Below are 13,595 nucleotides of genomic sequence, written 5' to 3'. Positions count from 1 at the left end.
CCAATCCCAGCGTCACGATTTCGCCTCGGCGCGGATCTTCCCCGGCGTCTTTCCGGTCATCCGCTTGATGAACCGGCACACATCATCCGGCCCGGAAAACCCGCATTCCTCGGCGATGGACTCCAGCGTGTAGGTAGTACGATGGAGGTAGTCGCAGACCCGCAGGCAACGCAGGCGCTCGATCTCTTCCTTCGGGCTGCGACCCAGCGCGGCATGGAATCTCTGCCGCAGCAGCTCGCGCGAAACCCCGGTCCGCCGCGCGAGCGCATCCACACTGATGCCCTTCTGCACGATGTTCTCCCGCAGATGATCCAGCGCGCGCGTCACCACCGGATCTGACAAGATCACGCGACCGGTCGATTCGCGGCGTGCGAGCCCGGCAGGCGGCACGGTCACGCGGTGGCGCGGCGGAATCTTTTCGCCATTCATCATGCGGTGAAGCAACTCGGCCGCAGCACGACCGATCCGGCGACCGGGGTAGGAAATGCTGCTCATCGCCGGAGTGGTGGTATGGCAGAAGACAATGTCGTCCGACACGCCAAGCACCGGCATTTCCTCCGGGCAGCGCAGGCCGAGTGTCTTCAACACGCGCATCACCCACACGGCCATGATGTCGTCCTTGCAAAAGATCCCGCACGGCTTCGGCAGCGAAGCCAGCGGGACGGAAATGCAGCGCTCGATGCGCTTCGGCCGCACCGCCAGCGGGTAACTCGCTACCGGCACATCGATCCGGTGGAAACGTCCGCCTACCTCGGGCACCGCCGCCTCGAATGCCTCGAGCCGTTCCAACGAATAGCGCCGCGTCGATTCGTGCACATAGGCGAAGTCGCGCAAGCCGAGCGACGCGAGATGCTCCACCGCCATCCGGCCGACGCGCACATTGTCCATCGTCACGCGGGGGAAGTCCGGATCCTCGCCGGGGAATTCCGTACTGAGATTCACCACGGCGATCTTCCGCTCCTTCCACTCTGCCGCTTCGGCCGCGGTGTAGCGAAACACCAACAGCCCGTCACCCTGCCAATGCTCGTCGATCGGCGCCGCCGGCAGATCGCCGCCGCTTGGCTGGTCGAAGTGCATTTCCACATAGGCTCCGTGGCTGCGCTGGAAGTCGATGAGGCCCTCGAAGACGCGGAACACGAAGCCGGTGGCCCACTCCGGCAGGCGCACTCCGATACGTAAGTGACGCTGGAGTGCGACATCGGGAGCGGTGGCAATCTTGCGTGCGGGCATCTCACAGGTTCGTAGCAGGGATCTCGCGAAAATGCCAAAGAGATTTGCCCGGCGGCCATTGCGATTCCGGAACGAGGCAGGCACTCCTTCATCACGGCGCTCAGCCGACCTCCTCATGAAGATCCGTTGTCTGCTTGTTCTCAGTCTTTCCTCGCTGCTTGCCTCGGGAGTTTCCCACGGTGCCGTCGCCGCCGCCTTCGGCCTCAATTTCACCACCACCAGCAACGGAAACCCAACGTCCGGCACCTTCGATGGCGTGCTCTTCTCCGACTGGACCGCGAAGAACGTCCAGACCGCCGCCAATACCACGGTGGCCTCTCACGCAGCCGGCACCTTCACCCTGCCGCAGAGCGATGGCGCGCAGTTGACCGGCTGGGTCGCCAAGCAGGACTACTGGAATCCGGGCACCACGGGCATGCCCGCCAACAGCATCTTCGGCGGCACGCTGGGCGGCAATCAGACTGGCACCTCGACTGGCCTCAGCGGCTTCGCGGGACTGGTGCAATTCACCAATGTCTCCGAATGGCTCACGGCTAACAGCTTCACCTCACTCAGCATCACCGTCTACTACTCCGCCTACAAGACCTACAACGGCGGGGCCACCGACGAGAAGACCGCGCTGGAAGCAGGCTACGCAAATATCTTCTCCGGCGAGGTCACCGTCGGGAATGCGGCGACCTACACCAGCACCGCCACCTTGATCGGCAGCTCCACGGGTACCGCTCTCGGCGGCTCGGGCACCAATCCCTACTACCTCATCGGCTCCACCGTCACCGGCATCACCGATGACTTCCTAGTCGCCGAGCGACTGACTCCGGACCTCGGCGGACAGGACTTCAGGGGCGGCATCGCGGCCATCAAGATCGAGGGAGTGCCTGAACCTTCCACCGCTCTTCTCGGCGGCCTCGGTGCACTTGTTCTGCTCCGCCGCCGCAGGCGTTGAGCCAGCTCTTTCCAGCACGCCTCCCGTACTCGTCAAAAAAATCACCATGAAAGCACTCCTCTGCCCCGCGCTCTTGGGCGCCCTCGCCACGGTCTCCCACGCCGGCCTCGTCGGACTATGGAAGTTCGATGACAGCTCCAATCTCGGCAAAGCCACCTTCGGCACCGACCTCACGGTGGCCGGCACCGCACCCGTCTGGTCCGCTGATGCCACCTACGGCACCACCACCCTGACCGGCGTCATCACCACAGTCTCCGGCATCGCGAATCGCCTGGTCGCCACTCACGGCATCGGCGCGAACGGCGGCAATGCGAACCGCGCCGCGGAATACACGCTCGTCTATGACATCCGCCGCCCCACAGGGAACCTGTGGCGGACCTTCTATCAGACGGATCTGACGAATGGCAACGACGCCGAGTATTTCACCCGTGGTTCCGGCGGCACCGTCAATAGCCTCGGTCGTAGTACCAGTGCCTATACCTCCTTCGCGATGCCCGAGGACCAGTGGCTGCGGATCACCATCGCGGTGAAGCTCGGCACGTCGTTCACCACCTACATGACGAATGCCGCTGGTACGACGTCCACCTTCCAGCACAACATCCTGACCAGTGCGAACACCGAGTATTCCCTCGATCCCTCACAGGTCTTGCTGTTCGCCGATAACACCGCGGCTGAGACGAATCCACTGACGATCGGCCAAGTGGCGATCTATTCCCATGCCTTGGCCGCCAGCGAAGTGGCGACGCTGGGCACCCCCGGCACCGCCATCCCGCTGCCGGGAAACATCGCTCCGGCCATGGTGATTCAAAATGCCGGCAGTTCCCCGGTCGCGCCCGCGGTGGCTGCCAACTACAGCTTCTCCGCCACGGATACCGAAGGAGACCAGGTCCAGTTTGAGATCAACTGGGGCGACGGCCAGACCGACGCATGGAGTCCCTTGCAAGCGGTCGGCACTCCCTATCAGCAGGCTCACACCTATGCCTTCCCCGGTTCCTACGTGATCCAAGCGCGGGTGAGGGACAGCGCGAACAACACCACCAGTTCCGTGGTCATCCAGACCATCTCCGTGGAAGGCAAGGCCCTCACCTGGACCGGCTCGCTTGGCTCCGAGTGGAGCACCGGCACGCTGAATGCGCCGAAGAACTGGCTGCTCACCTCGGACGGCATCACGACAGCCGACTTCGCCACCGGCGATGACGTGACGTTTGGCGATGCGCCCTCCAGCTCGACCATCGCCATCAATGGCAGTGATGTCATCCCGCACGTCGTCACGGTGAATCGTGAGACAGGCAGCTACACTCTCACCGGCGACCACGGCATGGCCGGTCCCGGCACCCTGGTGAAGACCGGAGGGAGCACCCTGGTCCTCGCAAATCCGAACCCGCTCCAGGGAAACACCACGATCACCTCCGGCACCCTCCGGCTCGATCACCCGCTCGCCCTTTCGAATAGCGTCATCGCGAGCTCCTTTGTGAACGGCGGTCTCCTCGCTTTCGGAAACATCACCGCAGCCACCATCGGCGGACTTGCCGGCAACAATGACGTCAGCCTTTCCAATCCCTCGAACCAAGCCGTCACCCTCACGGTCGGGAAGGACCCTGCCGACTTCACGGCCGCCTACGCAGGGCCGATCGCCGGCAGCGGTTCGCTTGTGAAAGCCGGCACCGGCACCCAGGTGCTCGGCTACCATAGCACCTTCACGGGCGGCACCACATTGAATGCTGGTGCCCTCCGCATGGAAGCCCCGGAAGCGCTGGGCACCGGAGCCATCACCCATGCGGGTGGTTCGCTCGCGTTCTCGTTCGGTTCGGGCGAGGTCGCCAATAACATCACCCTGCCCGCCACTGCCTACCAGACCTTCATCGTCCGCGCCGCCAATAATGCGGCACCGACCACCCTCACCGAGGTCGCCCTGGCCGGCAAGCTGAGCGGCGGCACCGCGGGCCTCACCTACCGGCTCGTGGACAGCAATGTCGGCTCGAACCACTTTAACGTGCTGTCGCTGGTCAATCCGGCGAATGACTTCTCCGGCACCATCGAGCTGTGGCGCGGTTTCCTCGCCTTCAACTCTGATGCCGCCTTGGGGAATCCGGACAATGACCTCCGCATGGACTGCAACAACGGCAACGGCGGACTGCGCTTCGATGCCGATGGGATCACGCTGGGTGCCACTCGTTCGATCACCCTGGTCGCCACCAACAGCCAGGAGGGCTTCACCGTTCCCACCGGCACCGGCACCATCGCCGGCCCCGTGACCGGCGTGGGTGCGATGATCAAGCGCGGCGAGGGCGAACTCGTCCTAGCCGCCGCAAACACCTTCACCGGCAGTGCCGCGGTGGCCGCCGGAAAGCTCACCGTGAATGGCAGCATCGCCACTTCGGCCAATCCTGTGACGGTCACCACCGGCGGCACCCTTGGCGGATCGGGCACAATCAATCGCACGATCACCGCAGCGGGGACCATCGCGCCGGGCTCCGGGACCGGAGTCCTCAGCGCCAGCGCCGCCACCATCACCGGCACGCTCGCGGTCGAAATCAACGGCCTTTCCCACGACCAGCTCGCAGTGACGGGGAGCCTCAACGTCACCGGCGCGACGCTCGATGTCTCGCTGCTAGGCGACGGCTTCACACAGGGCTCCTACGTCATCGCCACCTGCACTGGCACGCCGGTCGGCACCTTCGCGACCGTCACTCCCGGCTACAGCGTCAGCTACGAGGCGGGCCAGATCGTGCTCCACCAGCAAACCGCCACCGGCTTCGAAAGTTGGGCGACGAGCAAAGGCGTCAGCGGCTTCGACATCGACTCGGATGGCGATGGAATCCCGAATGGCATCGAGTTCGTGATCGGCGGAGAACCGGCACCCGGCGCGGGATCGAACTCCGCGGCACTATTGCCAAAGGCATCCTACGACAAGCTCACCGGCAATCTGGTCATCGTCTTCCGCCGCATGCCAGGTTCTCTCTATCTCGCGCCGGTCGTTGAGCATTCCCCTTCCCCGTCCGGTACGTGGACCGACGGCCCCGCTGGATCGGTCGTAGGCAATGAAGGCGGTGCGGATCTGGTGGAAGTAAGGCTTCCCTCCTCGCTCGCCACCGGCGGCAGGCTCTTCGCGCGACTCAAGGTCGAAGAGTGATTTCTAACAAATTTCGAGCTCAGAGGTCGCGGCCGTCCCTTCACAGGGGGCGGCCGTTTTCGTTGTATGCAGTACGCAAAAAGCCGCCGCGCCCTCTGGGCAGCGGCGGCCAATGGCGGCGCAGTTTAGCAGCCGCAATCGTTGGAGTCCTTGATCGCCTTCTCGACCTCCTCGCGGGTCTTCCCGGTCCTCTTCTGAATCCGGCCGAGGAGTTCGTCCTCCTTGCCTTCCACATAGTCGAGGTCGTCATCGGTGAGGTCGGCCCACTGCTGCTTGAGCTTACCCTTGGCGATGTTCCAGTTTCCTTTGATTTGAAGCGTGTTCATTGGTTTGTCGGTTGCGGGTTAAAACAGCCGCCACCCGGAATTCGGGCAGCCAGCTACTGCCAATCTCTTAAACGCGTATCATGCCAACGCCCGTTACCCTCCCGCGAGCGTCGCCCGATAGCGCCGCAATCCCTACAATCACGAGGCTTCCCGCCCGCTGGAAGACGTTCAGAATGCCGGCCGGGTCGAGGGCCCGGCCGGCACCCATCTTGCAAGAATCCCGCCGTCAGAGTGCGACCTGCAAGGCAGGCTTCAAATCAATTGGTGTGGAAGGTCATGACGCCGGAATCCACATCCGCGGTGATCACTTCGCCGTCCTTGAATTTGCCATCCAGAATGTCCAGCGACAGCGGATCGAGCAGGTAATGCTGGATCGCACGCTTGAGCGGACGGGCACCATAGACCGGATCGTAGCCCTGGTTGCCGACGAACTCCTTGGCGTTCTCCGTAAGCGCAAGGGCGAGGCCTTGCTTGGCGAGGCGCTTGCGGACGCGATCGAGCTGGATATCGACGATGGTCGTCAGCTCCTCGCGCTGCAAGCGGTCGAAGATGATCGTTTCATCGATGCGGTTGAGGAATTCCGGGCGGAAGTGCTGGCGCAGCGCCGCGGTGACCTTGGCCTCGCGCTGCTCGGCATTCTCCTCATCGAGGATGTACTGGCTGCCGATGTTCGAGGTCATGATCAGGACGGTATTACGGAAGTCCACGGTACGGCCCTGGCCATCGGTGATACGGCCGTCATCGAGCACCTGGAGAAGCACATTGAAAACGTCCGGGTGCGCCTTCTCGATCTCGTCGAAGAGAACCACCGAGTACGGCTTCCGTCGTACATGCTCGGAAAGCTGGCCGCCCTCATCGTAGCCGACATAGCCCGGAGGCGCACCGATCAAGCGGGAGACGCTGTGCTTCTCCATGTACTCGGACATGTCGATGCGGATCATCGCGCCTTCGTCATCGAAGAGGAACTCGGCGAGGGCCTTGGACAGCTCCGTCTTGCCAACCCCGGTCGGGCCGAGGAAGAGGAAGGAACCGATGGGTCGGTTCTCATCCTGCAGTCCGGCGCGGGCACGGCGGACGGCATTCGATACTGCCCTGATCGCTTTCTTCTGGCCGATGACGCGCAGGCCGAGCCGCTCCTCCATCTGAACGAGCTTCTCCTTCTCGCCCTCCTGCAAGCGCGACACCGGGATGCCGGTCCACGACGAGACGACGCGGGCGATGTCTTCCTCCGTGACCTCCTCCTTCAGGATCGCGCCGCTCTTCTGAAGTTCGACGAGGCGATCGTTCGCGGCCTCCAACTCGCGATGGGCTTCTGGAATACGACCGTAAGTAATCTCGGAGGCACGGGTCAGATCCCCGATGCGCTGGGCCTGCTGAGCCTCGGTCTTTAGCGAATCGATCTTCTCTTGCGCGGCGCGGACTAGGTCGATGACTTCCTTCTCATTCCGCCACTGGGCCATGAGACCGGCGGACTGCTCGCGCAGGTTCGCTTGCTCTTCCTTGACCTTGTCGAGGCGGGCGAGGCTGGCCTTGTCGGTCTCCTTCTCGAGCGCCTTCTTCTCCATCTCGAGCTGCATGATCTGCCGTTCGATCTGGTCGATCTCAGTCGGCATCGAGTCGAGTTCGATCTTCAAGCGCGAGGCAGCCTCATCCATGAGGTCGACGGCCTTGTCCGGCAGGAAACGGTCGGCGATGTAGCGATCCGAAAGCATCGCCGCGGAAACCAGCGCGCCGTCCTGAATGCGCACGCCGTGGTGGACTTCATAGCGCTCCTTCAGGCCGCGCAAGATGGCGATGGTGTCTTCCACCGAGGGCTCGCCCACCATCACCGGCTGGAAGCGGCGCTCGAGTGCGGCGTCCTTTTCGATGTACTTGCGATACTCATCGAGCGTGGTCGCGCCGATGGTCCGCAGCTCCCCGCGGGCAAGCTGGGGCTTCAGCAGATTGGAAGCATCCACCGCGCCCTCGCTGGCACCGGCACCCACGATGGTGTGAAGCTCATCGATGAAGAGGATGATCTCGCCCGCGCTCTCGGTGACCTCCTTCAGGAACGCCTTGAGACGTTCCTCGAACTCGCCGCGATACTTCGCACCGGCGAGCATGCCGCCGAGGTCCATCACGATGACGCGCTTGTCCTTCATCGAGTCCGGCACGTCACCGGAGACGATGCGGCGGGCGAGGCCTTCGACGATGGCGGTCTTGCCCACGCCGGGCTCGCCAATGAGCACGGGATTGTTCTTCGTGCGGCGGGAGAGCACCTGCATCACACGGCGGATCTCGTGATCGCGGCCGATGACCGGGTCGATCTTGCCCTCACGGGCGCGGGCAGTCAGGTCGGTGCCATACTTCTCAAGCGTCTGGTATTTCCCCTCGGGGTCCTGGTCGGTGACCTTTTGCGGACCGCGGACACCCTCGATCGCCTTGCTCGCCTTCTTTTCATCGAAGCCGGCTTCCTTGAGCAACTTGCCCTCGGGGGCATCGGCCTTCAGCGCGCCGATCAACACGTGCTCGACGCTGAGGTAGTCGTCGCCCATCGACTCGCGGACCTCGTCGGCGGCATCGAGGGTGGCGCGCAGGCCATAGGAAATCTGCGGCTGCGTGGTGCCGCCCTGCTGGGTCGGCTCGCGGTCGAGCGCGGATGCCAGGGAGGCTTTGAGGCGGGTGAGATCGACGCCGGCCTTTTGCAGGATGGGCGTGACGATGCCGCCCTCCTGCTGGAGCAGTGCGAGCAGGAGGTGCGTGCCCTTCAACTCGGGGTGAGCGGACTTCGAGGCCAGCCGCTGGGCGGCTTGGAGGGCTTCCTGAAGTTTGGTGGTGAGCTTGTCGAGTCCCATGGATGTAGCGGATTGCGAGGCAAATTAATGCCAAGACTGTCGGTCTGCCATGCTTGGCTTGGGTTTTGTTGCGCATGGGGGCCGGGCCGCCTCCTTCCCCACCCTATATCTTCCCATAGGTCCCTGCACATCAATCGGTAACGCAGCAACATCCGCGCGTCCCGCCGTGTCATGCGCCAACAAATCCCCCCAGGACGCCACCATGGACATTCGTTGGTAGCTTCAGACCATGAGCGAAGAACCCGTCCAGACTCGTCCAGCCCGCCGCTTCGGAGCCGGGGCATTCAGCATCTCGGTGCTCGTCCATCTCCTCTTCATCCTGCTCGCCGTCTTCTACTTCGTGAAGTGGGTCGACCCGCCACCGGAGGATCTCAAATTGCTCCCCGGCGGCGGCGGTGGCGGCGGCAATGAGGACCCCACCCCACCAGCACCGCCCTTGCATTCCCATTGTCCCCCCGCCGGATATCCCTCAGTATCACCCTATCACGGATACAGCCGAACATCCCTTGAACACCCCGCCCTCGACTCCCGCCAAGCGGAGATGGCTCCGGGTCGTCCTCGGACTGATCCTCCTGGCGGTCCCGGTTTCGGCCGTCGGCTACCGCTTCTGGTGGATCCCGGCATGCCAGTCGGCAGAGTGCTCCTTGCAATTGAGCCACTACAACATCGCCGTCCATAGCTGCGGGATCGATGCCGACGCGCACGAAGCCTGGAAATCGCCGGAAGCCACCCGGCAGATGGTCTTGAAGAACTTCGACCAACAGCTCCCCGACTGCCCCGCTGGCGGCAAATGCCAGTTGGTTCACGGTCGGGGCGCTCACCCCTGGCTTCCGCGGGCCGTGTGTTCCCTGGAGAAATCCCGCGGTCACGTCGATCGCTCCCTCCCGCCCGAAGAAGACGGTAAATCCCCCTGAAAAAGAGCGCTTGGACTCGGGTTTCTACGAAAGCAGGGGTCTGCGCTAAACCAAATCACCCCCCGGCCCCGTTGTACTGGCATGAATGTGACCACGTACTGCATTCGCTGCCTCCGGCGCTCCTGCGCCGAGTGCCGCGTCGGCGATGCCGTGGAAGCGTCACGCATCCCCGAGTGGAACTCCGACTCCCAGCAGGAAGATCGCGAAACCCGCTCCTTCTACCCCGCCCGCCCGTCCGGCCCCGATGCCAAGCCATGGCAATTCTGCCGGACCTCCCTCCCTGGCCTCTACGATGCCATGGACTGGGTATGGGTGCGGGTCATGTAATGGAAGTGAGCTGGAATGATGCAATGTGACGTAACCCAAGCACGCGAAAACCCCAATAAACCCAACCCGAGGCGGTTCCACCCACCAAAGTAGTCCGCACTTTCCGAGTGCGGCTGCCCCGCTGGGAGCGCGGGCCGCTGGCCCGCCGAACCGTCCCCGCGCCCCGCCGCCAAATGTAGTCCGCACTCCCCCGAAATGTTCTCCGCACTCTCCGAGTGCGGCCGAAGCACCGCGCGGCCCCGACCACACCCCGCGCTTCCCGCCACCCATAAAAGCGCTCCACACGCTCCCTCTGCGGAAACCGAAGCACCTCCGCGGCCTCGACCCCACTGCGCCCCACCTCCCCCGGCCCCAACGGGGACACATCCCTCAGCCCGGGGCAAGCAACGCGTCGCCCCGGGGGTCACCCCATCTAACAACCGCCACCCTGAAAGGGGGCGATACCGGCGCCGCCCAACCCACCACGCAACGCCACTCCAACTGATGATGGAAGATAGATAACATCGTTTCCCGCTCATCCGGGAGCTCCCCATCCAGGCACTCTCCAGCACGATGACCGCGCTATCTTAATTTCCAGCCCGAGCAGATATTCTCGACCCAGCGGGCTTCATTATTCTGCCGTAGATCCTTTCTCCTTCCCCACTCCGTCCACGAAACTAAGATCTCATGCGATTTAGAGAAAGGATATCGCATGGAAGAGGAACGGACACGACTCGGAGCTTTTGCCGTAGGGGTGGCGCTCACGGGCATCATAGCAGCAGTCCTGTCAGCCACATCTCCCGCCATCGGCGTCACAGCGTTTGGCTTGACCTCCATCTCGACCTTTCTGGGCAAGAAAGTCGGCGAGATCCGCAAACGCTCGCGAGGGATGGCCAGTGCGCTGAAGAACCATCACCTCGCAGAGGTCACCGCCACGGCGCTGGAACTGGTGATCCGCGATTCTCCGGAACTGACCAAGCATTGCCCGGACTTCGCCACCGTGGCTCGCAAGCACTGGCTGGATCTGCTGGAGCAAGGCGATCCTCGCATCGATTCCTTCAAGGAGGACGAGCTCGACGAGCGCATGACGGTACTGCTTTCCGAAAAGCAAGCGGGGGAACCGACAGGAGAAAGGATGCTCGCGTACCAGTGGATCGCGATCCTGAAGGAAGTGAACGTGCAACTCCCGGCCGGGGAGCGGATGGATCGTCATTCGCTGCAGCAGCTTGCCGCCCATCTCGTGGCCAAGTTTCCCGATCGCATCTATCGCGCGTTCAAGCAGGATGCGGCCGATGGAGGCGAGGCCTTCGGCGGAGTGGTCATGCGAATGCTGGCAAGCATCCGCACGGACATCCGCGAGCTTCAGGCCGGTGTTCCTGCCGGCGCGGTTGACGATGGCCTCTGCAAATGGCTGGACGATGTCTCCGGGCGAATCGACGAAAACTCCCGCAAGATCGACGGAGTCCGGGACGCCGTCGAGACTTCCCGGGAGGACTTGAAGGCGCATGTCAGTGCGGAGAACGACGCCTTGGATCAAAAGCTCGCCATCCGTCTCGATAACCTCGAGGCGCTCTTCAAGGAGCATGCCGACAAGTCCCCCCCGGAAATCCCTCCAGCCGTCCCCCACGTTGCCGCCGTCACCACCTTGTGGATGCCCCCGGCGCGGCCGAATCCTCTCTTCTGTGGCCGGGACCGCGAACTCGACGCGATCAGGAAATGCCGTGACGAACTCCGTTCGTCACGCGTGGTCCTGTGCGGTGCACCTGGCATTGGTAAAACCGCCCTCGCCATTCAATGGTGCGCGTCAGTGGATCCCAAGCCGTCGCGCGTGCTATGGATCGATTGCCTGTCGCCGCAGACGATCGACGATAGCCTCCGGGCGCTCGTCGGATCCGGTGCTGCGGCCGGGGGAGCCGCGGAGCCAACCCCGCATATGCTGGAGCAAGCGCTTCGTGTAGCCATCGACTCGCTGCAGCGGGAGCAGGATTGGGTGTTGATCGCCGACCGTTGCGACACCGAGGAATCCTTGGTGGCCTTCCGCAGCCGCTTCAGCGCGATCACCCAAGGTTATGTGATTGTCACCTCCCGGCTCCGCAGTTGGCCTGCGGAGGACCTTCCTTTCGAGGTCGACGAGTTGGCAGTGGAACACGCCTCCACCTTGCTCTTCCGCCAGACCGGCGGCACCACCAAGGAACCCGCGGCCGATGCGCGGATCGTCGCGGATCGCCTGGTGGTGGAACTCGGATGCCTGCCGTTGGCGATCGTGGAATCCGCGAACCTGATCCGGCAGCGTGCGATCTCACCCGCGGACTACGAGCAGATGCTGCTGGCGAAGCGCAGGGAATTCTCCGCGGCGGCCCCGGATGCGGGCACAGCCGCGCGCTCCGGCCTCACCGCGACCTATGCCATCGCCTTCGAGGAGCGGTCCGGAGATGCCATGGGGCTCCTCACCTGCTTTTCCTTCCTCGACTGTGAGAACATCCCGCGCCGATTCATCAACCACTACGAGTCATTCGTCAGGGCACATCTTCCCGAGAGCGCGAGCATCGAAGGGTTTCTCTTCGAGTTGAGGGATCATTCATTGGCGGAGATCGGTGCGGATGGGATCATCCGTGTGAACCGCATTCTCAGGGACGTGCTACGGGAGCTTTGCCCCCGGGAACAATATCTCCTGATGCTGGGCGTGGCGGCGCTCCTCTGCGCGAATTTCGAGTGGAACTCCCGCAAGGAAGCCGAGCCCCATTTCCGGCGCATCTCGGAACAACTTTTCCTCGTTCCGCTGGAGCAGCAAAGCGACAAGCTTTGCGTGTTCGGAGCCATGTTCCAGATCACGTTCGCCGACCTGCTGCACAAGCGCTGGAAAATGGCGGACGCCGTCCAGGTGGCGCAAAGTGCTTTCCGGACCATCGGCAGCCGTCCCACCGTCTTTTTCGATTACATCTCGAAGGACGCCACGGGGCTGATCCTGGTGCATCGCTTGGGCGAGCTTTTCAAACGGTATCATTGCATGGCGGAGGCGGGGCAGTGCTTCCGATGGGCCGAGGAAGCCTTCCGCGCCCTGCCGAATCCTTCGACTCCGGAAATCCTGGACCATCATCTGGGAGTCGGAATCAGGTTCATTTCCCGCCTCGTCGAAGCCGGAGAATACGACCGGGCCGCGACACTGGCCCAGAGCCAGATCGGACGGGTCCAGACCCTGAGGGCGGAGTTACCGGACAACCGGGATCTCCTGGTCTTGGAGTTCCTCGCCGAGCGGAGCTTGGGAGATGTGTATCATGGAAAGGAAGACTGGATCCCTGCTTGCGCCGCGTACCGTCGCTCGTGGGAATTGCTCATGAGCTGCGCGAACCATGAGGCCACGCCGGAACAGAAACACAGCATCATGATCGGGGGGCTGATGCGTATGGCCGGGGCGGTCTACCGTGTCGAGGGCAAGAAATCGAGCGCCTTGGCCATCCGGACCGGCTTGGAAGAAGCTCGCCGGAACAACTTCCTGGATCAGGCCGGGGTGAAAAAGCCCGCTTGGATCAAGAGCCTGACAATCTCCAACGAGAAATCCGAATTCATCCAAGGATTCCTCACGGGGGAGATCGCCAGCGCCTGCTCCAGGCTGGATCCCGGAAACAAATCCCTCAGGAAAATGGCGATCTTTTTCCGGGGCGTGCAGATGCTTGCCTCGGCGAGACGACACGCAGTGGTCAAGTTCGCCGGTCGCGGCTTCGAGGCCATGCTCAAACCCGTGCTCAAGCTGTTCTTCGCCGTCGCTACCAGGGTCACCAAGAACGAGCAAGTGAAGGAGCTTTTCACCTTCCGCGGTCAGGCAAAGGCCATGCGGGCATATGGCGACGAGGAACTGGCCGATATGTATGAGGAGGCGGACAGGCGTTCTCCAAAGGGATGGTATTGAGA

8 protein-coding genes are annotated in these 13,595 nt (G+C 63.1%); 5 read left to right on the top strand and 3 right to left on the bottom strand.

Translation table 11 applies throughout. The annotated features are described in order from the left end of the window. Positions 1 to 12 precede the first annotated feature (12 nt). A complete protein-coding gene (locus OKA05_RS21160; protein ID WP_264489189.1) occupies positions 13 to 1,230 on the bottom strand; it encodes an AraC family transcriptional regulator in 1,218 nt (405 codons plus the stop codon). Positions 1,231 to 1,345: 115 nt separating this feature from the next. Between OKA05_RS21160 and OKA05_RS21155 the strand changes: the two genes are divergently transcribed. Together OKA05_RS21155 and OKA05_RS21150 are read left to right on the top strand one after the other, a co-directional pair. Beyond that, positions 1,346 to 2,173 carry a PEP-CTERM sorting domain-containing protein gene (locus OKA05_RS21155; protein ID WP_264489188.1) on the top strand — a complete coding sequence of 276 codons (828 nt, stop codon included), beginning with the start codon at positions 1,346 to 1,348 and terminating at the stop codon, positions 2,171 to 2,173. Positions 2,174 to 2,219: 46 nt separating this feature from the next. Further along, a complete protein-coding gene (locus OKA05_RS21150; RefSeq protein ID WP_264489187.1) occupies positions 2,220 to 5,306 on the top strand; it encodes an autotransporter-associated beta strand repeat-containing protein in 3,087 nt (1,028 codons plus the stop codon). A 125-nt stretch (positions 5,307 to 5,431) separates the two neighbouring features. Here the strand turns inward: OKA05_RS21150 and OKA05_RS21145 are convergent, their stop codons facing one another. Both OKA05_RS21145 and clpB read right to left on the bottom strand, forming a co-directional pair. Next, the gene (locus OKA05_RS21145) at positions 5,432 to 5,632 is read right to left on the bottom strand and encodes a CsbD family protein (protein WP_264489186.1); all 201 of its coding nucleotides are present in this window, start codon (positions 5,630 to 5,632) and stop codon (positions 5,432 to 5,434) included. 257 nt (positions 5,633 to 5,889) lie between these two features. Next, positions 5,890 to 8,466: an ATP-dependent chaperone ClpB gene (gene clpB, locus OKA05_RS21140; protein ID WP_264489185.1), complete on the bottom strand. Its 2,577-nt coding sequence runs from the start codon at positions 8,464 to 8,466 to the stop codon at positions 5,890 to 5,892. Between the two features lie 506 nt (positions 8,467 to 8,972). On the opposite strand from clpB, the gene OKA05_RS21135 reads away from it, so the two are divergent. The 3 genes from OKA05_RS21135 to OKA05_RS21125 all read left to right on the top strand — a co-directional run bounded on the left by OKA05_RS21135 (position 8,973) and on the right by OKA05_RS21125 (position 13,593). Further along, positions 8,973 to 9,380: a hypothetical protein gene (locus tag OKA05_RS21135; RefSeq protein WP_264489184.1), complete on the top strand. Its 408-nt coding sequence runs from the start codon at positions 8,973 to 8,975 to the stop codon at positions 9,378 to 9,380. 81 nt (positions 9,381 to 9,461) lie between these two features. Continuing rightward, positions 9,462 to 9,707, top strand: coding sequence for a hypothetical protein (locus OKA05_RS21130; RefSeq protein ID WP_264489183.1), 246 nt, complete (start codon positions 9,462 to 9,464; stop codon positions 9,705 to 9,707). 805 nt (positions 9,708 to 10,512) lie between these two features. After that, positions 10,513 to 13,593 (top strand): tetratricopeptide repeat-containing protein, encoded by a 3,081-nt coding sequence (locus OKA05_RS21125; RefSeq protein ID WP_264489182.1) that lies wholly within the window; start codon positions 10,513 to 10,515, stop codon positions 13,591 to 13,593. The last annotated feature ends 2 nt before the right edge of the window (positions 13,594 to 13,595 follow it).

Origin of the sequence: Luteolibacter arcticus, assembly GCF_025950235.1 — a bacterium.
GTDB classification, from domain to species: Bacteria; Verrucomicrobiota; Verrucomicrobiia; order Verrucomicrobiales; family Akkermansiaceae; genus Haloferula; species Haloferula arctica.
This window is presented reverse-complemented; position numbering and strand designations above follow the sequence as displayed.

What these genes read in the sequence shown, in the direction of transcription:
- OKA05_RS21145 (WP_264489186.1), bottom strand. Translation starts at nt 5,632, where the DNA reads ATGAACACGCTTCAAATCAAAGGAAACTGGAACATCGCCAAGGGTAAG.
- OKA05_RS21130 (WP_264489183.1), top strand. Translation starts at nt 9,462, where the DNA reads ATGAATGTGACCACGTACTGCATTCGCTGCCTCCGGCGCTCCTGCGCC.
- clpB (WP_264489185.1), bottom strand. Translation starts at nt 8,466, where the DNA reads ATGGGACTCGACAAGCTCACCACCAAACTTCAGGAAGCCCTCCAAGCC.
- OKA05_RS21160 (WP_264489189.1), bottom strand. Translation starts at nt 1,230, where the DNA reads ATGCCCGCACGCAAGATTGCCACCGCTCCCGATGTCGCACTCCAGCGT.
- OKA05_RS21150 (WP_264489187.1), top strand. Translation starts at nt 2,220, where the DNA reads ATGAAAGCACTCCTCTGCCCCGCGCTCTTGGGCGCCCTCGCCACGGTC.
- OKA05_RS21155 (WP_264489188.1), top strand. Translation starts at nt 1,346, where the DNA reads ATGAAGATCCGTTGTCTGCTTGTTCTCAGTCTTTCCTCGCTGCTTGCC.